19 protein-coding genes and 1 other annotated feature are annotated in these 22,371 nt (G+C 38.4%); of the genes, 1 reads left to right on the top strand and 18 read right to left on the bottom strand.

Features of this window, described 5'->3' with window-relative positions:
* Positions 1 to 80: 80 nt before the first annotated feature.
* From NQ540_RS02120 to opp3b, 4 genes are read right to left on the bottom strand one after another with little or no spacing between them, the layout of a single operon-like run.
* Complete coding sequence (locus NQ540_RS02120) at positions 81 to 974, bottom strand: ABC transporter ATP-binding protein (protein ID WP_005607332.1); 894 nt, start codon at positions 972 to 974, stop codon at positions 81 to 83.
* Positions 967 to 2,013, bottom strand: a complete 1,047-nt coding sequence (locus tag NQ540_RS02115; protein WP_005607334.1) for an ABC transporter ATP-binding protein — start codon at positions 2,011 to 2,013, stop codon at positions 967 to 969. Before NQ540_RS02115 ends, NQ540_RS02120 begins: the two co-directional genes overlap by 8 nt.
* A gap of 10 nt (positions 2,014 to 2,023) precedes the next feature.
* A complete protein-coding gene (locus NQ540_RS02110; RefSeq protein WP_005607337.1) occupies positions 2,024 to 3,016 on the bottom strand; it encodes an ABC transporter permease in 993 nt (330 codons plus the stop codon).
* Positions 3,016 to 3,960: an oligopeptide ABC transporter permease gene (opp3b, locus tag NQ540_RS02105; protein ID WP_039849214.1), complete on the bottom strand. Its 945-nt coding sequence runs from the start codon at positions 3,958 to 3,960 to the stop codon at positions 3,016 to 3,018. Before opp3b ends, NQ540_RS02110 begins: the two co-directional genes overlap by 1 nt.
* A 147-nt stretch (positions 3,961 to 4,107) precedes the next feature.
* On the opposite strand from opp3b, the gene NQ540_RS02100 reads away from it, so the two are divergent.
* Positions 4,108 to 4,425 (top strand): hypothetical protein, encoded by a 318-nt coding sequence (locus NQ540_RS02100; protein WP_005607341.1) that lies wholly within the window; start codon positions 4,108 to 4,110, stop codon positions 4,423 to 4,425.
* A gap of 40 nt (positions 4,426 to 4,465) precedes the next feature.
* Here the strand turns inward: NQ540_RS02100 and NQ540_RS02095 are convergent, their stop codons facing one another.
* From NQ540_RS02095 to NQ540_RS02030, 14 genes are all read right to left on the bottom strand, one after another.
* The gene (locus tag NQ540_RS02095; RefSeq protein ID WP_005607343.1) at positions 4,466 to 4,765 is read right to left on the bottom strand and encodes a YlbG family protein; all 300 of its coding nucleotides are present in this window, start codon (positions 4,763 to 4,765) and stop codon (positions 4,466 to 4,468) included.
* A gap of 12 nt (positions 4,766 to 4,777) precedes the next feature.
* Entirely contained in the window at positions 4,778 to 5,992 is a 1,215-nt protein-coding gene (locus NQ540_RS02090) for an FtsW/RodA/SpoVE family cell cycle protein (protein WP_156780461.1), read from the bottom strand.
* A 12-nt stretch (positions 5,993 to 6,004) separates the two neighbouring features.
* Positions 6,005 to 6,277, bottom strand: coding sequence for a DUF1507 family protein (locus NQ540_RS02085; protein ID WP_005607346.1), 273 nt, complete (start codon positions 6,275 to 6,277; stop codon positions 6,005 to 6,007).
* A 714-nt stretch (positions 6,278 to 6,991) separates the two neighbouring features.
* Entirely contained in the window at positions 6,992 to 9,193 is a 2,202-nt protein-coding gene (locus NQ540_RS02080; RefSeq protein WP_039849215.1) for a Tex family protein, read from the bottom strand.
* Between the two features lie 130 nt (positions 9,194 to 9,323).
* Positions 9,324 to 10,787 carry an NCS2 family permease gene (locus NQ540_RS02075; RefSeq protein ID WP_005607351.1) on the bottom strand — a complete coding sequence of 488 codons (1,464 nt, stop codon included), beginning with the start codon at positions 10,785 to 10,787 and terminating at the stop codon, positions 9,324 to 9,326.
* A gap of 271 nt (positions 10,788 to 11,058) precedes the next feature.
* On the bottom strand, positions 11,059 to 11,907 hold the full coding sequence (locus tag NQ540_RS02070) for a MetQ/NlpA family ABC transporter substrate-binding protein (protein WP_005607353.1): 849 nt from the start codon (positions 11,905 to 11,907) through the stop codon (positions 11,059 to 11,061).
* A gap of 107 nt (positions 11,908 to 12,014) precedes the next feature.
* Positions 12,015 to 12,269: a binding site (T-box leader), on the bottom strand.
* 177 nt (positions 12,270 to 12,446) lie between these two features.
* Positions 12,447 to 13,394, bottom strand: coding sequence for a peptidylprolyl isomerase (locus tag NQ540_RS02065; RefSeq protein ID WP_005607355.1), 948 nt, complete (start codon positions 13,392 to 13,394; stop codon positions 12,447 to 12,449).
* Between the two features lie 179 nt (positions 13,395 to 13,573).
* Complete coding sequence (locus NQ540_RS02060; protein ID WP_039849216.1) at positions 13,574 to 14,353, bottom strand: 3D domain-containing protein; 780 nt, start codon at positions 14,351 to 14,353, stop codon at positions 13,574 to 13,576.
* A 378-nt stretch (positions 14,354 to 14,731) separates the two neighbouring features.
* Positions 14,732 to 16,342: an ABC transporter ATP-binding protein gene (locus tag NQ540_RS02055; RefSeq protein WP_005607359.1), complete on the bottom strand. Its 1,611-nt coding sequence runs from the start codon at positions 16,340 to 16,342 to the stop codon at positions 14,732 to 14,734.
* A 110-nt stretch (positions 16,343 to 16,452) separates the two neighbouring features.
* Positions 16,453 to 17,514, bottom strand: a complete 1,062-nt coding sequence (locus NQ540_RS02050) for a hypothetical protein (RefSeq protein WP_005607361.1) — start codon at positions 17,512 to 17,514, stop codon at positions 16,453 to 16,455.
* Positions 17,511 to 18,701, bottom strand: coding sequence for an ABC transporter permease (locus NQ540_RS02045; protein ID WP_039849217.1), 1,191 nt, complete (start codon positions 18,699 to 18,701; stop codon positions 17,511 to 17,513). The genes NQ540_RS02050 and NQ540_RS02045 overlap by 4 nt, the downstream gene beginning before the upstream one ends.
* 36 nt (positions 18,702 to 18,737) lie before the next feature.
* Positions 18,738 to 19,622 (bottom strand): ABC transporter ATP-binding protein, encoded by an 885-nt coding sequence (locus NQ540_RS02040; protein ID WP_005607365.1) that lies wholly within the window; start codon positions 19,620 to 19,622, stop codon positions 18,738 to 18,740.
* 190 nt (positions 19,623 to 19,812) lie between these two features.
* Complete coding sequence (rlmN, locus tag NQ540_RS02035) at positions 19,813 to 20,928, bottom strand: dual-specificity RNA methyltransferase RlmN (protein WP_005607366.1); 1,116 nt, start codon at positions 20,926 to 20,928, stop codon at positions 19,813 to 19,815.
* A gap of 15 nt (positions 20,929 to 20,943) precedes the next feature.
* On the bottom strand, positions 20,944 to 21,912 hold the full coding sequence (locus NQ540_RS02030; RefSeq protein ID WP_039849278.1) for an asparaginase: 969 nt from the start codon (positions 21,910 to 21,912) through the stop codon (positions 20,944 to 20,946).
* Positions 21,913 to 22,371 lie beyond the last annotated feature (459 nt).

The raw sequence follows: 22,371 nt of genomic DNA, 5'->3' as shown, positions 1-22,371 counted from the left end.
GATAGTACTGTTATTTTACAGAATTCTACCAAAAATGTCTATACCTTCCATAAAAAGTACGATTTTCCTCTATTTCTTCATTATCTTAAAACGAAATGACCGGGTTCCACTTCTTGCAGAGTAGCATTCTCATCGAAATCTTCACCTTTGTAAACAATCCGTTTTCGATTTTTCTCTTCACGAGGATCGGGTAGAGGAATAGCGGATAGCAAACTCTTCGTATAGGCGTGTTGTGGATTCGTATAGACACATTCCGCAGAGCCCATTTCCACAATACGGCCACGATACATGACAGCAATCCGGTCACTAATATATTTCACCATGGATAAATCATGGGCAATAAAGAGATAAGTAAGTCCTTTTTCTTTCTGGAGCTTCTTTAGCAAATTCACAATTTGTGCTTGAATGGAAACGTCTAGTGCAGAAATCGCCTCATCACAAACGATGAATTTTGGATTTAAGGCGAGCGCCCTGGCAATCCCGATTCGTTGACGTTGACCTCCTGAAAATTCATGCGGATAACGGTTGGCATGTTCTCGGTTTAGCCCCACTGTTTCTAGCAACTCATCAACCATTTTGTTTCGCTCTTCTTTTGTGGCGGCCAAATGATGAATATCAATACCTTCTGCAATAATATCACGCACCTTCATCCGGCTATCTAGTGAAGCGTAAGGATCTTGGAATATCATCTGCGCTTCTTTTCGAAACTCAAGAAGTTCCTTCCCTTTTGTTAGTGTCGCAATATCTTTCCCTTCAAAAAGGATTTCCCCATCTGTCGGTTGGTATAGGCGTAACAATGCTCTTCCTGTTGTTGATTTTCCAGAACCTGATTCTCCTACTAACCCGAAAGTTTCTCCTTCGTATATGTCAAAGGAAATATCATCAATGGCTTTTACGGCATTTTTCTTTGTGCCAAAATACTGCTTTAAGTGTTTCACTTCAACCAGTTTCTTCTTTTCAGTTGTATTAGTCATTAGACGCACCTCCTTCTCCAAAAAAGATTTTACGTCTTCTCAAAATCTCCTCAGGCATATCTACTTTTGGCGCACGTGGGTCCAAAAGCCAAGTAGCTGCAAAATGCGTCTTAGACACTTGAAACATTGGCGGTTCTTTTACTCGGTCGATTTCAAGCGCGACATCGCTACGAAGTGCAAAGGCATCTCCCTTAGGTGGATCTAATAAATCTGGAGGTGAGCCCGGAATCGCGTAAAGAGTATCTCCGGTATGTAAAGTCGGCATCGAACGAAGGAGGCCCCATGTATACGGATGTTGAGGATTATAGAAAACTTCATCAGAAGTTCCGACTTCAACAACTTTTCCTGCATACATGACAGCAACACGGTCTGCGACATTGGCTACAACTCCAAGGTCATGCGTAATAAAGATGATAGCCATTTGGAATTTACATTGCAATTCTTTTAATAACTCTAGAATTTGTGCTTGAATCGTCACATCTAGAGCAGTTGTTGGTTCATCGGCAATTAAAATATCAGGATTACATGCGAGTGCAATTGCAATCACAATCCGTTGACGTTGCCCACCAGAAAATTGGTGAGGATATTGCTTCATCCGTTCTTTCGGATTTGGAATTCCTACAAGCTCCAATAATTCTTCTGCACGTTGATACGCTTCTTCTTTTGAAGCTTTTTCGTGTTTAATAATCACTTCCGCAATTTGTCGTCCAATTTTCATGGTTGGATTCAAAGAGGTCATTGGATCTTGGAAAATCATCGCAATCTCTTTCCCGCGAACAGATTGCATTTCACGTTCACTTTTTTCTAAGAGATTCTCCCCTTTAAATAGAATAGAACCTTCTTTCACCATCGCGTTGTTCGACAACAATTGCATCACGCTTTTAGCAGTCACACTTTTTCCAGAGCCAGATTCTCCCACTAAAGCTAGAGTTTCCCCTTTTTGCAGGGTAAGATTAACTCCACGAATCGCTTGTACTTCTCCTGCGAAAGTTTTGAAGTGGATTCGTAAGTTTTCAATAGATAAAATTGTTTCGCTCATTCGAATCCTCCTAATCTTTCATTTTCGGGTCAAATGCATCACGAAGTCCATCTGCTAACAAGTTAAAGCTAATCATTAAGACACAGAGGACTCCTGATGGGAACCACATTAAGTTTGGATAAATACGGAATGTTTTATATCCTCCATTAATCAGCGAACCGAGTGAAGCATCCGGAACTGGAATCCCAATTCCCAAGAAGCTTAAGAAGGCTTCAAAGAAGATTGCTGAAGGAATTGAAAACATGGTTTGAATAATAATCAAGCCTGCCATATTCGGTAGTAAATGCTTAAAGGCAATTTTCCAAAAGCTTTGTCCTAAAGAACGAGAAGCTAAAATATATTCAAGATTTTTTAGTTTTAATGTTTGCGCACGGACAACACGAGCCATTGTTACCCAACTTGTAAACCCAATCGCAACGATAATCGAAACGAGACCTGGTTTCATCACTAATAACATTAAAACAAGAATAATTAAGTTTGGAATTGCTGAGATAATTTCTAAGAATCGTTGCATAACGGTATCTACCCGTCCTCCAAACCATCCAGAAATAATTCCGTAAGTCACTCCAATAGTAATATCAAACAAAGCAGCAGCAAAGGCAATAATCAAAGAAGTTTGTGTCCCGTATAAAACACGTGAAAATAAATCTCTTCCTAAATTATCTGTTCCAAAATAGAAGTTGACACCTTCAGGAACTCCTTGTTGCGCATAGACATCTATACCATTTCGAAGACCACTAAAAAGTCCAGGAATACGAGCAGGTAAATTCGCAAATTGCGCATTTTGTTCCAGAGGATCAAACGGAGCAATCACTGGAGCCAAGATAGCTAGCAAAATAATCGCTATTACGATGACTAGAGAAAATACAGCCCCTTTATTTTTCGTTAATCGTCTCCAAGAGTCTTGTAAAAAGTTTAAAGACGGAGAAGCGATTTTTTCTCGGTCAGCTGTACGACTCAAATCTACTCTTTGGAATAAGTCTTTTTCAGTTACTTCTGCCATTATACTTCCCCTCCTTCATCTGTAATTCGAATACGAGGATCAATCCAAGCGTATAGTAAATCGACCATTAAAATCACAAATACTAACAATGTTGAATACAACATTGTTACTCCCATAATCGTTGGATAGTCATTTGTTAAAATCGACTTCACGAATTGCTCCCCGATACCAGGGATAGAAAAAATATTTTCAATAACCATCGATCCTGTCATCAATCCTACGAGCATCGGTCCAAGAATCGTCACGAGTGGAATAATTGCATTTCTAAAACCATGTCGAAATGCCACTTCAAAACGACTTAATCCTTTTGCTCTAGCAAGTTCAATATAATCCGAATGTAACACTTCTACCATTTCCGTTCTCACGAAACGAGCCGAATCGGCAATCGGAGAAATCGAAAGCGCTAATGTCGGTAAAATTGAGGAAACAAAACCTTGATTCCATAAAGCAATTGGGAAAATAGGGAATATCACCCCAAACAACAATTGTAAAACAACAGCGAACACGAAACTTGGAACAGAACGACCGATAATCGCAAAGAACGTTGCTAGTGTATCCACCCAAGTATTTTGTCTCATGGCTGCCACCATCCCTAAGAGAGACCCCACAATCGTTCCAAAGATCAACGCTTGGAATCCGAGTTGGAAAGAAGGTCCTACTCTAGAGAAAATCAAATTCGCTACCGTCGAATTATATTGAAAAGATTGTCCAAAATCTAAACGGAATAAACCCGTAATATAAATCCAGTATTGAACGAATACGGGTTTATCTAAACCATACTTCGCATTCATAATTTCAAGTTGAGCCTGAGTTAGTTGCTCCTCATTTGCGTATGGAGACCCTGGCAATAGTTTCATTAAAAAGAACGTAATTGTCGCAATTAAAAATAGTGTTAAAAACATGTAAAAAACACGTTTTGCGATATATTTAAGATAGTTTTTCAACCTTACACCTCCATTATTTATCTTCTAATTCTGTTTCATCATACTATCTAAAGAATTAAAGTTTCAACTAATTAGTTTCACAAAAGAAATTGCGCTTTTTTAAATGTTCTGGTACATTGTAGAGAATCAATGAAAAGGAGCAACTTTATGAAATTTGATTTTAAACAAATCGGAATCTTTTCCGGTAGCATCATTCTTCTTTGTGCACTATTCGTGAGCGTCACCAGTGGCTTCTCCTTTCTACACTTTAGCAACGCTTTATTTATGTGCGCTTTAGTGTTCTTAATGCTAGGCCTTTTTGCCTACTTAAGTCGTACAGACTTTTTGAAATCATTCTCTCGTCGTCTCTCTTCAGAAACAGAAGGGAAAAAATGGATTGTTTTCTCCTATTCTTCTGTGATTCTTTTTCTAGTAGTGGCTACTATTCTTGGGACACTATCGATCTTTATCGGCCTCTTTTTATAAATGACAAAAATCCGTGTACAAAGTGAGTACACGGATTTTTCTATAGTCTCTCTGAAGCTTTTTGTTCAGCTTTCTCTTTTTCAATTTCTTCTCTTAATTCTGGAAGAATCTGAGTGAAATCCATTCGAATTTCTTTTCGAAGAGAAGGCTCAACTTTACGAACAAAATGGAAATTAGATAAACGTTCCATCACACTTTCTACTTCATCTTTGTTCACATATAAGTAGATATATTTCAAACGCTTTGAAATATAATGAATATTTCCAAATCGCTTCAATTGTTTAATTGGTTTCAATGTATACAACCAAACAACGAGTGCTTGTCTTTCTTGTTGTTCCATTCTTTCTCCCTTCTACATCGCTTTTAATTCTATTGGTTGTTGTTCTTCTTCTGGAATTGCTTCTTCTTTTGGAGGAGTTGGTTCTTTTTGCTTTTGATCATTTCGAATAGCCCAAAGCACAAAGCCCACCCCTACACTAGAGGCTAGGAAGCTAGATCCTCCATAACTGATAAGTGGCAGTGGAACCCCTGTTAACGGTGCAAATCCGACTAGCGCCCCAATATTAATTCCGGATTGGATTAAAAATAAAATCGCTACTCCATAACATAAGTATTTTGCAAACAAGCTTCTACACTTGTTTCCTTTATAAATCATCGCAATAATGAACCCTACAATTGCCAGCATCAAGACAAAAATAACAACAAACCCAAGTTCTTCCCCAACAATAGCCAAGATAAAGTCCGTATGAGCTTCTGGAAGGAACCCCGTTTTTTGAACAGAATTTGATAAACCTGTTCCAAACCAATTTCCTCTAGATAATCCTAGAAACCCTTGAATGGATTGATATCCAGAACCTGTTGCATCCGACCACGGATTATGAAAAGATGTAAAACGACTGACTTGATAGGCTTTTAGTCCGATTTTTTCAAAAACAGACGAATCTAAATACGTAATTCCATATAGAAGCGCAAAAACTGCACCCCAGGAAGCTAATGCACGATTAGAAACACCCGTCATTAACCCTAGTAAAAGGGCCACTGCAACAACAATTATCCCCGTCCCTAAATCGGGTTGAAGCATAATCATTCCAAAAAGGAAGATAGTGACAGCAGCTGGGACTAAATAGAATCTCCAATCTCGTTTACTTCTTTCATTCTTACTATATAAATAAGCAGAAATCCAAATTACAAATAGTTTTACTAATTCTGACGGTTGCAAATTAAACACTTTTAAGTTAATCCAACTCTTTGCCCCATTTATTCCTTTCGTAAATAATACGACAACCAGTAGAATAAAAATGACCCCAAATGTAGCGCCCATCACTTTTTCGCTCTTCATCCATTTCTCTGGAAGAATGGAAATTCCTATCGCCAATAGCACCCCAAGGACGATATATAAGAGCTGTTTTACCATAAACGCTTCGGAGTTTCCTTGATTGACTAAGGCATAATAACTACTTGCACTATAGACCATTACGAGACCAAATACAGAAAGCAGTACATATAACCCCATGATTAGCGGATCTACTTTTAGGAGGCGTTTCATTTTTTCATGAAAATTTAACACGAGAGACCTCCTCTACTTTTGGTACGTTTCTTCATAGATTTGGGTATACATATCATTTAAAGCATACTCCAAATCCGCCATAATTTTATGTCCTTCATTTGCATGGATTAAATCCATCGCTACAGCAAATTCTACTTGTTTTGATAAACCAAATAATTGTGTGTCGATAATCTCTTCGAAAGCAGGGCATTTCGCCAAGCAAAGATGTGTTTTTTGTTTTGAAATCAGTTGATAGATTTGTTTTGCATTTTCTGTCAACTGAACTAAAGCAGGATTTTGAGTCATCTCACATTCCCCTTTCCGTTATGCATATACTATTCTAGTATACTTGCATCCATAAAAAAATACCACTAATGCAAGTGGAATTTACTGAAAATTTAGAGTTCGCTTTGGTGCGTGTTCTTTATAACAAAAATGATTCCGCCTTTCCTAACGGATGTCTTCATCACTGTAACGTTGCACCGGTTCGAGCCCCTAGGTCTCTCACCTTTAAAGCCTCAAACTGGGCGTACGAAATAAATTTCTACGCCCTGTAATTCGTTTTAATGCGTATCACGTTACTCTGATTATAGAATCCGTTAGTCTTTGCGGAATCATCTTTATACAGCAAATTATTTTTTGTATTCTACTTTTTAGTAGTTTTTCTGTGCAAGTAACTAAAAGAGAATTCTATCTTTCCATCTAGCTAAAACTGTGCTAGTACTAACTCTTATTTATGGTTGTACAGAAAATCTTTTATGGAGCTCTTACTAGGAATTGCCATACACGCTTCCTTTCCACTAAGGCATCTCTATGACGAAAACAAAAAAAGCTATTACGAAGTTCTGCTCGGAATCTATAGTAGCAACAATAGCGAGGGTAATCTATGCGAATAAGGGACTCTGGAAATTTATTTCCTAGAGTCCCTTTGAGGCTCGATAGGTGATGAGACGTAAGGCTCACACCGATACAGCTATTGTCGCTACTATGAAGACTTCCGTCAGAACAAAGTAATAGCGTCTAACTATTTTTATTTTCCGGTCCAATCATAGAGAGGCCGACACGACCTTTCTTAAGGTCTAGCTCCGTCACCCACACTGTTACGATATCGCCAACCGCAACGACATCACTTGGATGTTTCACGAAGCCTTTTTTCAATTTCGAAATATGCACAAGACCGTCTTGTTTCACACCAATATCGACGAATGCGCCGAAGTCCACTACGTTACGAACGGTTCCTTCGAGTTCCATTCCTACTTGTAAGTCTTCCATCTTCAAGACATCGCTTCGTAAGATTGGGCCTGCGACTTCCTCACGTGGGTCACGTCCTGGTTTCAATAATCCATCCATCACTAATTCCAGTGTTTCTTGTCCGATGCCAAATTCTTCTTTTAATTCTTTAGTATTCAGTCCTTTAAGTGCTTCTTCCAACTCTGGTGAACCAAGTGCTAATTTTTCAGCATTGGCTTTTTTCAAAATGGCTATAGCCACATCATAAGACTCTGGGTGAATATCGGTACCATCAAATGGGTTTGTTCCATCGATGATTCGCAAGAACCCAACCGCTTGCTCGTAAGCTTTTGGCCCTAAGCGAGGTACTTTCTTCAATTGCGTACGGTTTGTGAACTTGCCGTTTTCGTCACGGAAAGTGACCACGTTTGCTGCGGTTGTTTTCGTTAATCCGGCAATGTGCTCTAAGAGAGCGGCACTAGCCGTATTCACATTTACCCCAACCTTATTCACGGCTGTTTCAACGACAAAGTCTAACTGCTCATCTAATTGTTTTTCTGGAACATCGTGTTGATATTGTCCAACACCAACAGCTTTTGGATCTATTTTAACGAGTTCTGCTAATGGATCTTGCAAACGACGAGCGATGCTGACTGCTGAACGCTCTTCGACTTGGTAATCAGGGAATTCTTGACGGGCGATATCGCTGGCAGAATAAACTGACGCTCCTGCTTCGCTGACGATGGTATACACAACTTTGCGTGGGATTTGTCGTAATTGTTCCGCCACAAATTGTTCAGATTCACGGCTAGCCGTTCCGTTCCCAATCGCCACAAGTGTTACTCCGTATTGTTCCACGATGCGACGGAATTGTCCGCCTGCTTGAGCGCGTTTTGCTTCTGAAGCTCCTACGTGAGGATAAATCACAGACTTGCCAAGCACTTTTCCTGTTTCATCGATAACCGCTAATTTACATCCTGTACGGTATGCTGGGTCGAGTCCTAAGATGACTTGACCTTTCATTGGCGCTTGTAATAATAAGTTCTTTAAGTTCTCACCGAAGATGGCAATCGCTTGAGTTTGTGCCTTTTCACTGAGTTCATTACGGATTTCGCGTTCGATGGCTGGTCCGATGAATCGTTTGTAGCTTTCTTCAATCGCGCCTTCGACAATCGGTGCAGATGGTGAAGATGGATTTTTGATTTTCTCTTCTTTAATCTTTGTAAGAGGATTTGTCACGTCGACTTCAATCGTCACGCGAACTACATCTTCTTTTTCTGCACGGTTTAAAGCAAGCACGCGGTGAGGAACGATGGATTTCACTGGTTCTTCGTAGTCATAGTACATTTCGTAGACTTTTTTCTCGTCGAGCTCTTCCTTCTTCACGACAGATTTCACGACACCGTTCTTTTGCGTAAATTGACGTAATTGTTTACGGTATTTTGCTTCATCGGAAATCCATTCAGCGATAATTTCTACGGCACCGTTAATCGCATCTTCGACCGTTAGAATTCCTTTTTCTTCATTGATAAACGTCGCTGCTTTTTCTTCTACAGAATCCTTTGTCGTCATGAGTAACCATAATGCGAACGGCTCTAGTCCGGCTTCTTTTGCAATCGTTGCCTTCGTACGGCGTTTTTGTTTGTACGGACGATAAATATCTTCTAATGCCGTTAAAGTTGTCGCCTTGCTTAATGCAGCCGTAATTTCAGGCGTGAGTTTGCCTTGTTCGTCAATCAGACGGCTAATTTCTTCTTTTCGTTTTTCGAAGTTTTCCAAATAACGTTGGCGTTCTTCGATTTCACGAATTTGCACCTCATCTAAAGAACCAGTTTGGTCTTTACGATAACGCGCAATAAACGGTACCGTATTGCCATCTTGCAAGAGGCCTAATACCGTATCGATTTGTTTTGGTTTATATTGAGTGAGTTCTGCCTTCACAAGCGCTACGGAACGCTCGTAAGCAGTGATTTCAGTTGTTTGTTCTGTCATAGTCAACTCCCTTTCTGTCTTCTCTATCCTATCATGAAATAAAAGGAAAAGCACCTAAGCAAAAATGCCTAGGTGCCTGATTATGGCTAAAGTTTAAAAAGGTTTGTTCACTTTCAGCTGATTTTGATTCTTATAGAAGAGCTAAAATAATGAAGTTAAGGATGAATAATCCTGTAGCGACCCATAAAATTGGGTGAATGTCTTTTGATTTACCAGTAATGACTTTCACTAAGCAGTAGAAGATGAATCCTGCTGCGATACCGTAGGAGATACTGTAGCAAAGTGCCATAAAGATACCTGCAAAGAATGCTGGAATCGCTTCGTCCAATTCGTCCCATTTCACATCAGCAAATGAAGAAAGCATCATCACCCCAACGATAATTAACGCTGGTGCTGTCGCTTCTGCAGGAACGATGCCCACGAATGGTGCTAATAAGGTTGATAATAGGAATAGACCTGCTGTAACGACTGCTGTTAAACCAGTACGTCCACCTGCACCGATTCCGGCTGCACTTTCAACATAAGTTGTAGTGTTAGAAGTACCAAAGACAGCCCCGATAGAAGTCCCAATCGCATCTGCGAATAAAGCCTTATCCATCTTAGAAGAGAATCCAGATCCGTTTTCAAGTTGACGTTCGTCTTCTTCAGAGAAGATACCCGTTTTACGACCTGTCCCGATGAACGTTCCAAGCGTGTCAAATGTATCCGATAAGCTGAATGCGAAAATCGTCATTAATACTAATGGCAAGCGCGCTGGATCAGAGAAGAGTTTCACGATTCCTTCTGAACCAAAAGCGGCCATAAAGGTTGTGCCTAAATCGTTGAACGCAGCTCCTAGTGAGTTACTTTCAAAGCTGACTTTTGATAAATCCACAACGCCCATTGGGATGGCTAAAAGTGTCGTTAACACAATCCCGATAAGAATGGCCCCACGAACTTTTTTCAATAATAAGAATACGGTGATAATTAAACCGATAACTGCAAGGAGGGCGCCTGGAGACGTGAAGTTTACAAGAGATGGAACGATTCCACCGTTTGAATTCACGCTGAACACGCCGCCTTTGTATGCTTCTGTTGCGACATTATACGCAGCACCATTTACTTGAGTAATCGTTTTTGAATCAGAAAGGAATTCTAATAGGTTGGCGTTTTTTAAACCGATATAAGCGATGAAAATCCCAATCCCGCCCCCGATGGCATGTTGCATACTGACCGGAATGGCTTTAATAATCATCTTACGAACTTTAGTTACCGTAATGAAAATGTTGAATAAACCACAAATAAATACCATTGCTAATGCTTCTTGCCAAGTGAATCCAAGGCCGAACACAACTGTAAATGTAAAGAACGCATTCAACCCCATCCCTGGTGCTAATGCGTAAGGAACGTTTGCGAAAAGACCCATCACTAATGTGCTGACAACTGTTGCGATAATCGTTGATAAGAAGACCGCTTGGAATGGCATTCCTGTTTTACTTAGAATGTTCGGATTGACAAAAATAATGTAAGACATCGCGAAAAATGTCGTTAACCCTGCCAAGAATTCAGTAGTCACCGTCGTGCCGTTCTCTTTCAGTTTAAAAAACTTTTCCATTATATTTCGAACCCCTTTATAAAAGAATGAGTGATGAATTTAGTATACAGAAAACTTAATAGAAAAACAATATAAATATCGAACTATTTTAAACATCATTTATTTTATTGTTCGTTATTTTGTTTAACGTATTTATTTTATAGCTTTTATAAGTAAATAGAATTCATGATTTATCGAACATTAAACTACATCATCCATTTTTCTCTATAGTTTTTAAACTATAGAGACAACAAAAAAGAAGCAGCCCAAAGCTACTTCTTTCTATACTTGATTATTTTTCAGATTTCCAAACTGGGAAATATTGTCCAGGACCGATTTCATCCATTTTTTTAGCAACATCGTCTGTTTGGTATAATTCAACGATTTTTTTATAAACTGGGTTGTCTGCATCTTTTCCATTCACAACGATAATGTTATAACGATCTTTTGGAATCGTATCTAAATGGTTTGCATCTGTAAAGATGTTATCTTCAATCTTCAATCCAGCATCTTGAGCCATTGAACCATTGATAGAAGCTGCATCCACATCTTGTAACATTTGAGGAGCTTGAGCAGATTCTGCTTCGATGATTTCTAAATTACGAGGGTTGCTTGTAATATCTGCTAGTGACGCCTTTGTTCCAACGCCCTCTTTCAATGTAATTAATCCTTCAGTTTGTAGCGCTACTAATGCACGACCTTGAATCGCTACCTCTTTAGGAACTAAAACTTTAGCTTTCTCAGGTAAATCTTTTAATGATTTATATTTTGTTGAGAAATAGTATAAAGGTGTGATGAAAGTTGTTCCGATTTCTTTTAAATCGCTCCCTTTATCTTTGTTCCATTGCGCTAAGTATGCACGGTGTTGGAAGGCGTTCATTTGAACTGAACCTTCTTCTAAAGCTGTATTTGGTAAAACATAGTCGTTCATTTCTACAACTTCGATATTAATGTTTTCTTTCTTCGCCTTTTCAGCAACATAATCCCATAATTCATGGGCTGCACTTCCGACAACTGCAACTTTAACCGTTTGAGCTGCTTCAGTAGTAGCTTCCTTTACTTCTTCTTTTGATGTTTGACTGCCACATGCAGCTAATGTGATCGCCGCAATTGCCGTTAAAAATAAGTGTTTGATTTTCATTGTTTTTCCTCCAATAATTGTATTTATTATTTTTCATCAACCTGTATTGTCTACCCATTCCCCCTCATTTTTTCGAACACAATAAAAAAATCCTCTGCCCAAAATGGACAAAGGACGATCATTTCAATAATACCGTGTTACCACCTTTATTCGTTCATTCATCACTGAATAAACCTCAATCGATTCCATTGATTCTTCTTTGAAATCGTGTCGCTATAACGGGCGCCCCGTACTTTCCTTACTTCACAAGCTCAAAAAGTCCACTCAATGGCCATTTTCATCTTCTTATCACTACTTGGTTTCACCAACCCCAAGCTCTCTACCAATGCCTCAAAGATTACTTTCCATCTCATCGCGTTATAGATTGAATTATACAGCTATTCTCTAATATGTCAACGGTTATCTATGAAGTAAAGACACTTTTTAACAGAAAAGACACTAAAAACACAAATCTGCTCATAAAAAATCCTCGAGAAGCTATTTTAAATAGCCCCTCGAGGAAAATTTCGTTTTCGTTATCAGCAAATGCTGTATAAGAATTATTTAGAAGATGTTGTTGTTGAATCAGCTGCATCTAAGAAGTTCTTCAATGCATTTTGTAAGCTTTCATCAGAAATCTTCACGTCAGCACCTTTCAATAAATCCACCATTGTTTGGTGTAAGTATGCTGAATCTTTTAATTTTGCTTGTAACATTTCATCTTCCATTTGAGATTTCACTTCATCAAATGGTTTCTTCTCACCTTTGTCTAACATCTTAATAATGTGGTAACCGAATTGAGTTTCAACTGGAGTTTCTGTGATATCTCCTACATTTTTCAAGTTGTAAGATGCTTCAGAGAACTCTTTCACCATATCTGAACGTTTGAAAGGTCCGATTTCTCCACCTTTAGAAGCTGTACCTGTATCGGCAGAGTTTTCTTTTGCTAATTCTGAGAAATCAGCGCCATCTTTTAATTTTTGAATTAATTCTTCTGCTTTTGCTTTTGCAGCTGCTTTTTCTTCATCAGAAGCGGTTGCTTTAGCAGCAATCAAGATATGTTGTACTTTGATTTGGGGTTCCCACTCATCGTAGTATTTTTTAATATCTTCATCTGTAAATGCTGCAGCCTTTTTAACAGCAGCCGTCATTAATTTGTTTAAGTAAATAGTTTGACGGTATGCATCTACTGAAGCGATTCCGCTTTGTTTCAAAGCAGCTAACATGCCGTTTTCACCACCATATTGAGCTACTAATTTAGCAACTTCTTGTTCAGCATCTTCTTTTAATTTTTTAGAATCTTCTACTGATCCTTCTAACACTTTTGTTAAGACTAAACGTTGTAAAGTTTGTTCCCCAACGGTATCTTTCATTGCATTCACAAATTCTTCTCTTGTCACATTACCATATTTTGTAGTAGCAATTGTTTCTGAATTCGTATTATTTGAGCAAGCTGCTAATGCTAAAGTTGAAGCAAGCACTAACATTCCTGTGAATTTTTTCTTCATAAAATTCCCTCTCCTATTGGTTTCTTTTTTAATCGATGGTATTAATATACCATAGTTCTAAACTCTTTCCTAGTTTTCTAGTCAGGTCTTACCTTTTCTTAACTTTCTTTTGAACTAAAAAAGAGCCGGGTCTAGTAAGCCCGACTCCTCAAAAAGTTAAGTTAAGTTCTATTCAGTGATTATTGTAATACTCGAATAGTAATTGTACGACGTCCGAAGTTATAAACATCATTTAAATTCACTAAGTGAACGTCAATTCTGTTTCCGTAAATCGCGCCACCTGTATCTGCAGCACGGAAAATACCGTAACCTGGAATTTCAACATATGATCCTAATGGAATGACACTTGGGTCAACCGCAATCACATTTGGTTCATTCACAAGGTTTGTTCCATCAGCAGTGTAGCTTGATAAACCAGCTTCATTATATGAATAAGCAGTAGCTTCTACTGTTAAGTAGTAGCCCTTTTGGCTTGATGAAGCAGCTTGAGTCGTTTGAGCAGCTTGTGTTGTTTCAGTTGCTTGAGTTGCTTGTGCAGTCTCATTGCTTGCTGAAGTTGTTGCTTCTGACTTCTCTACTTCTTTAACTTCTTTGTTATCTTGAACACGGTAAGAATGTTCTTGAGAGCCATTATTGACAGTCACTTCTTTTTGGTCTGCTGAGAAGCGTAATACTGTTCCTGGGTAAATAAGGTTCGCATTTTGAATCTCGTTTACTTGAACAAGTGAATCTAGTGAAGCGCCTGTTGCTTCAGAGATTACTGATAAAGTATCTCCCCATTTAATTGTGTACTCTTGTACCCCTTTGTCATCTTTTTTCACATCTTGTTTTACTTGTTCAACAGTACGTGCTGTCCATTCTACTTCATTTGCACTTGCTGAATTTGCTGTAAAACCTGCATAGCCAAATAGTGCAATTGATGCTGTCACCATCATCAATTGTTTCTTGATTGGTTTCATATTTTCCTTTCCGACTTTTGACTCTTTTATAGAATTCAAAAATCTCGTTCGCATAAATTTTTTGAGCCGCGAACTTAATGAATGCAATTATGTTACCATGAAAAAAAATGAAAGTGTTGATTTTACGCCCTTTGTTAAGGTCACTTAATTTTTTTGACTTTTTCTGATGTTATTATTACAAACAAATGACAAGAACATATGTTTCTGCAATATTCGATATCTTCCTGTAACGTTTTCGTAGAACTTTCTTAGATTCTTAGTCATATTTTTTTCATTTATTACATCATTTTTGGCTCTTTTCAAAGAAAAAATCGCATTAAATCGAATATTACATTAAAAAACCTTCCTATTTAACAGTAGGAAGGCTCTTCATTTTCTTTAATTTACATGATTCAACTCACTCATCTGAATCGTTTGATCGATTGTTTCTTTCAAGTCTTCAGGAAGATGGTGCGTTACCCATAGGACTGTCACGCTCTTATCTTCTAGGATTGGTTTCAATACTTCAATGGTTGTCTTTTCGTCTAAGTTGGAACTAACTTCATCCAGCAAGAAGACTTTTGGTTTTTTTATGAGTCCACGCGCGAAGGCAATGCGTTGCAACTGACCGCCGGATAAATTTGAATCGCCATCGCCTAGAACGGTATCTAATCCTTGTGGCAAGTTTCGTACAATGGTTGCGAGTCCAACTTTTTCAAGAGATTCCCAAACTTCTTCGTCCGTATACTCTTCTGTGAGCGTTACGTTTTCGCGAATATTTGTTGTGAAGATATGTGGCTTTTGGGCGATATAGACCATTTGACGATATAACTCATCATAGGATTGTTTCTTCACATCGACCCCAGCAAATTTCACTTCTCCTAAATACTCAGTTAATTTAGCAGCGATAATATTTAATAGCGTTGATTTCCCTGTTCCGCTTTCACCAGTAATCGCGTATTTTTGTCCTTCGTTGAATCCAAGAGAGACATGATTTAAAATCACCTTTTCTCCGTAATTGAAAGAGACGTCTGATACTTCAATTAACGTATGAGAATCTTCTTTATCTACATTCTCATTATTTTGCGCAGACTCAAGTAGTTCATATTTTTCAAATAGAGGAGCTGTACTTTTAATCGAACCGATTTTTTGACTGATATTTCCAAGCACATTAAAAATGATTCCGCTAAGGCCTGTTGTAGCAATGATACTACCGATACTTACTTCTCCGATATAGGCTAGATATCCTGTTAAAACAAAGACAGAAACTTGGCAAAATAAATTACTAATTCCACCACTTACAGCAACTTTTGCCATTGTTTTACTAAAATCTCGTTGTGTATCTCCAACTTTGACAGATCTTTCATGGATTTTATGAGTCAAATAGTTCAACTTTCTAAATACGAATAAAGTATCGTATCCACTTAATAAGTCCGAAACATGTTTTGAAAAATGCTCATTTTCTTCAGATGTTTTCATCGTTTTAGCTGTTAACTCTCCGGAAAACAATGCGGGTAATACCGCCATCAGAACAATACAAAAAGCCGTTAATAATACAATAGACCAATGATACATAAATAGCGCTACCGCAGAAAATACAGCAGAGATGGCTCCCCCAACGACTTCAACCGTGGGAGTAAAAGCTTTTGTTCTAATTTGTTCCATATCGCTTGTAAACCAAGAAATATAGGTTTGACTATTTTTCTCATAAAAGCGTTCATAAGAAGTATTTTTTATGGCATGACTAATTCGATCTCGTAACCAAGTAACTACCTTTTGTTCAAAGAACGCTTGATAGCGAATCAACATATAGGTAAACAACAAATATAAAGCAAAAATTGCGACTAAAAGAATCGTCTCACGGATAAACCCGTTCATATCCATTTTTACTAAATAGTCTAAAATCTCTGCATTGACAATACTTGTTAATAATTGAGAGGTCGCAATTAATGTTAAAATCGCAATAGTCACGAACACCTCTTTTTTAAATTTTTGGAAAATCACCTTCATCTAAATCTCTCCACTTCAAATTATTATGCTCATAGTTTAACATCGTCTTAATCCAATGTGTATAGGACTTTGGACGGAAAATAAAAGAAAAGTGAGGATTTCTTAGTTCCTCACTTCCTTATATTTTTTAGTCTTATGCCAATAAACAAAATGGAGAAGGCCACTCCTACAATAGCTCCTATCACAAGCGGCACTCCCTGTTGTAGAGCTGGTAACACACTAATCGGTAAAATAGTCCCTAAAGAATATCCTCCAATAGTCAAATAGCCAAGGATAAAGAGGACAATCGTCGATACCATCGTATCTTTAATCAAAGAAAAGAGCAGCATCTGTGCAATGAATAACCCAATAATTGCTAACAATGGATATCCAATCGCTAATAGGAATCCTTGAATCGCTGAAATAAAGATTGTTTCCCCATTTGACACATACGATACAGGGAACAGAAAAACATTCTCTTGAATTAGGATTCCATAAGCCACAACAGGCAGAATCACCAGCAGACTAGGAAAAGCATAAAAGTATTTCAAAGAATAGAGCGTTTCTGTCAATAATTCTTCTTTATTAGAAATCGGCACTACTTCTAGTAGCGTTCGGTGCCGTTGTTTTCTTTCTAAATATCCCCCTACTTGCACAAGGAAAAAGAAGACAAGGATACCGTAACCAAGAAGTTGGAAAATCGTCTGTATAAAATCACCATACTGGTAATAAGTTTGGTAGGATATCTCTTTTCCAACTAAATAATGGAATAATTGAACTTTAGCTTTAATTTGCATAGGACTCTCTAACGAATCCGCCCATTCTTCTGGGATACGACTTAGAAGAGATTCCACCAATTCCAATCGTTTTTCATAAATCGGAATCAGCCGCTCCGTTTTCCCCTTCACTGTATAAATCCCATTTTCTTGCGCATAGGTTTGGTAAAGAGCCTGGAAAGTAGTATCCATCTCTTTCTTTGTATCTTCATCAATTGTCACCTGGTTCTCAAATGAATCTTTCAGATTATCTATCTGAGCAAATTGTCGTTCTATCACATCTCTTAAGGCCGGTTTCCCTGTAACGCGATGATATCCAATGACAAGCGTCGCAACCACTAAAATAAGAAGCGGTATCTTATAGAAAAAGCCTCGTTTTTTTAAATGCATTCTATCTAACTGAACCCATCTACTCATACCGAACCCCCTCGTCTCTGACGCTCTTGCCAACAAGAAGTTCCAACCGTAAATAAGAAGAACACGAACGCTCCTACAAGTAAACTGGCACATCCGTTTGAAATCGTAAATGTACCTGTCGCATAAAAATCATCTTTCATTCCTTGAATGACAGAGCCAAAGTTCACATAGTACAGTGGCAACTTGTCTGCAAAAGAAGGATAAATCTTCATAGAACGGAAGATAGGCTCTGCCCAAATAACCATCAGCCCTGCGATGAACCCTACCATCTTATTTCTACTCAACTGATTACACCATGCGACAAGATTGATTAAGAATAGGAGCACACACGCTGCAAAGAGTAGGACGATTCCGATAAATTGTAATGGAAGCATGAGAACCTCCTCATCCCCACGAAATACAAGTAACAGCGAAGTGAAGGTGTCCCAGCCAAAAGATAAACTCTGTACTAAGAAAACTACAAATAAAACAAGAATTACAAGCGCCATGTTTACCAACCAGTAACTACTCATCTTTTGTAATAAATATTTCCACTCACGAATCGGCTTCACCGCTAACATACTACGATGCTTCCAATCATCTAACAGAATAGGACTGATAAATAGTAGCAAGATTGAAAATAGAACTGGTAACCAATACATCATTGGTTCCGTATATCTTGTCCATTCCATCCAAAAAATCCGATTCTCCATTTGTAAAATGTCGTCTAATTGATAGCGACCCTGCTCCTCTAAAGAACGAAATTCCATTAAATATTGTTTAACATTCTTATACTCTAACTGTTCCTGCTTACTAGGATTAAATCCAATTGTATTGTAAATCGGAAGGGGCGATTGTTCTTTATCTCTTAATTCAAGTCGCAACTCCCAAAAATGAATCTGTTCTTTTAAATAGGTTTTATAATCTTGCTTTTGAAACGCTGTTACTGAACGATGATAAGCAACTGCATCCTCTAACCATTTTTCCTCTGTTTCCGTTAAACTTCTTTTCTTTGCTTCCTCTTCATATTCATTGATTAGTATCAAATGAATTTTATCTCCTTGATTTAAAGTGCTATTCAAAAGTTCATTGAGAGAAGATTTTTGTTGAAAATTCATCACAAGAAAAACAACCATCAGCAATACAAAACCGATGAACTGAATTTTCATTAATCGATTTCGAACAATCAACAGTAATTGTGTTCTCATTCTAGTTTCTCCTCTCTTTTTCAACTTTCGATTGTATTATCCGTACAGTTCTTTATAAAGGGCGTAACAACCTTTTGCTCCAATCTTAATTTCACTACATTGATGGATGTTTTCTAGTATCCACTTCCATTTTTCTTTTGGAAGCTCCCCATCCGTAAGGTGAATGCTAAGCTGTTTTCCTTCGCGATTCATCATTTCTACTTCTCTTGGAAATTGCTCTACAAACTTTTCGAAATACTCTTTTGAAATAAAAGTCAATTGAAGTGTATCGATGCCTTCTTTTTGCGGTGAATATTCCAAGGCAATTCGTTTCTCCTTCATAAAATAAATCTTGTCGGCAATCGAATCGAGATTGTTCAGCAAATGAGAGGCCATCACAATCGTTTTTCCTTCATCTCGTAACTGTCTCAACACTTTAGAAATCAATTCCACATTATCAGGATCTAACCCGTTCATCACTTCATCCACAAGCATGTAATCTGCTTTTGTAACTAGCACCAATGCAAAACAAAGGCGTTGCCGCATCCCGAGTGAATATCCGCCCACTTTTTGATGAATATAGCCTTCCATTTTTAACTGCTCTATCACAGTTTGAACAGTTCCAGAAGCTACCTTCCACATCGAGGCATAGAAATTCAAATGCTCGATTCCATTTAACTCATCGTATAATTCAGATTGATCCGGCATCTTCACGATATGCTGTCTCATAAATAATGTGTCGCTTGTATAATTCTTCCCTTGATAAGATACCGAAATACCGTTATTTCTTAAATGTCCAGATAGTATTTGGATAAGCGTAGATTTTCCTACACCATTTGGTGCTACTAGCCCAATAATCTGAGACGATGGAAGATGCAAGTCAATCTGATTTAGAATCTCTTTTTTCCCATATGAAAAATTTTGAATATGAACTTCTAACATTCGAGCGACTCCTTTCCTTATTGGATTACTTTACATTTGTTACCGCTTCCTTTATTGATATTATAGCAAATTTTTCTTTTAAAAATAGATTTTTTTAGTATTATTCAATCAAAATCCTATAAAAATATTTGCTATTATTTGATTTTTACAGAAAAAACCACACCCATTCAGGTGCGGTTCATCTATTTCATTATACTTTTGTTTTTTCAGCGCGGTCACGTTTCATTTGACTTGAACGTAATTGTCCGCAGGCTGCTTCGATATCATGTCCGAATTCTTTACGAACAACACAGTTGATGTGGTTTTTCTTTAGGACATCGTAGAAGGCGACTACGCGTTCTTTTCCACTACGTTCGTATTGATCATGTTCACGAACTTTGTTATAAGGAATTAAGTTCACGTATGAGAGACGTTTCTTGTCCGCAAGAAGGTCCGCTAGTTGTTGCGCTTGTTCCACCGAATCATTCACGTGATCGAGCATGATGTACTCGAAGGTTACACGACGATTGGTTTTAGCAATATACTCATTAATCGCATCCATCACGACTTCGATTGGATATTTACGGTTGATACGCATGATACGAGAACGGGTATCGTTATCCGGCGCGTGAAGTGACAATGCGAGGTTCACTTGTAAGCCTTCGTCAGCAAACTCGCGAATTTTTGGAGCCAGACCACTTGTAGATACAGTGATATGACGAGCCCCAATTCCAAGCCCTTTATCAGAGTTGACCACTTTCAAGAATTTAATCACGTTATCATAGTTATCGAATGGTTCCCCAATTCCCATAACAACGATATGGCTGACACGGTCCCCAGGAGACACTTCGTCTAAGGTCCGTTGTACGTGCATGACTTGCGCTACGATTTCTCCAGCAACAAGGTCACGTTGTTTTGCGATAATTCCGCTGGCACAGAAAGTACATCCGATATTACATCCTACTTGTGTCGTCACACAGATGGATAATCCGTATTCCTGAGGCATTAATACCGTTTCGATTAAGAGGCCGTCTGCTAATTCAAAGAGGAATTTACGTGTTCCGTCTGTTGATTGTTGTTTGATACGTTCGTTTAACACTGGGAATGTGAACTCTTCTTGTAACTCTTCAATCAGTGCTTTTGGTAAGTTTGTCATTTCTTCAAAACTGGTTACACGTTTGCGGTAAAGCCAGTCCCATAATTGTCCTGCTCTGAATTTCTTTTCGCCTTTTGCTTCAAACCAAGCGGTAAGATTTTCTAGTGGCATGCCGTAAATAATCGGTTTTCCTTCATATTGACGAACCATTCGTCCTATTTTTCTAACCATTTCTATTCCTCTTTCCTATACTTGAAATGCTCTAACGATTGTTTCTCTATTCGCATGAGCGCTTAATAACACCGATAATTTTACACGAGCCTTTTGTCCGCTCAGCCCTGTAGTGAAAATTACCCCTGCTTCACGTAGCTGTTTGCCTCCGCCAAGATAATTATATACATCGTACGTCACACCGTTAAAGGCACGGGATACGAGCACGACTGGAATTCCTTTATCCAAGCAACGTTGCAATCCAGGAAGTGTCGTTGGCGGTAGATTCCCTGCCCCAAGAGCTTCGATGACTAATCCGTTGGCATCTGAATCGGCAATGGCATCAAATAACATCGAATCCATTCCAGCATACGCCTTCAATAAGTATACCTTATCCACGAGTTCTTTAATTGGATAGTATTCATGATGTAAGAATTTTTGGAAGTAAATAACTTCACTCTTTGACACTAAGCCAAGCGGTCCAAAAGTTGGTGTTTGGAACGTCGCAACATTCGTAGTATGTGTTTTTGTCACATACGTTGCTGCATGGACTTCATCGTTCATCACGACAAGAACGCCCTTATCCACACTCTCTGGACTCGTTACCGTAATAATGGCACTGCGTAAGTTCGCTAATCCATCTGCCCCGATTTCATTGCTGGAACGCATCGCTCCGGTTAAAACAATTGGGAAGGTTCCATCTGTTGTTAACTCTAAGAAATACGCGGTTTCTTCTAAAGTATCCGTTCCGTGAGTGACCACAGCTCCGTCAAAACCATCCTTTTGTGCTTGGACGATTCTCTTTTGAACTTCCAACATTTTTTCTTCCGTCATATGTGGGGATGGTAAGTTAAATAAGTCCTCTACAACGACACTTGCGATAGGCGCAAAAAGAGTATCTGAGTTTGTTAATGGGTTTGTTCCTGTTGGGGTTACGCTGCCCGTTGAGCGATCTTCACTCATGGCAATCGTACCACCAGTGTTGATAACGATGATTTTCTTCATGGTGCTACTACTTTCTTTCATTTTCTCTTTACATAGGATACCATAAAATCGCAAAAACTGACTATAAAATACGCACAAAAAAGTGATACCTTTGAATCCTTGCGGATTTTATAATCGCTGTTACAGGGCACCGGTGCAAGCCTTGGCCTTGCACCTTCGAAGCTTCAAACTCGGAGTACGGGACAAGTCCCTACTCCGCCTAATTCACATTCGATGCAACCCCCTGTTACTGCGATTATAAAATCCGCAACTTTCTTCGGTATCACTTTTTGTGTATTTTATTCAACCTCCTTATAAAAAAATGAAAAAAAGTGTTTCACCACTCATTTAAAAGGATGCTGTGCGAAGTGTTAGAAAGTGCATCCCACCGGGGTTTCCGAAGCTTTTTGGTGGTTCGAATCGGGTAGAATCTGAAAAATTTTTTGATTTTTATCGGAATTTTTACTATAATTTTCTACA

The sequence above is a fragment of the Granulicatella adiacens ATCC 49175 genome, from assembly GCF_025150565.1.
Taxonomy (GTDB): domain Bacteria; phylum Bacillota; class Bacilli; order Lactobacillales; family Aerococcaceae; genus Granulicatella; species Granulicatella adiacens.
Note: the sequence above shows the minus strand (reverse complement) of the source record. Positions and strands in the feature narration are given on the sequence as shown.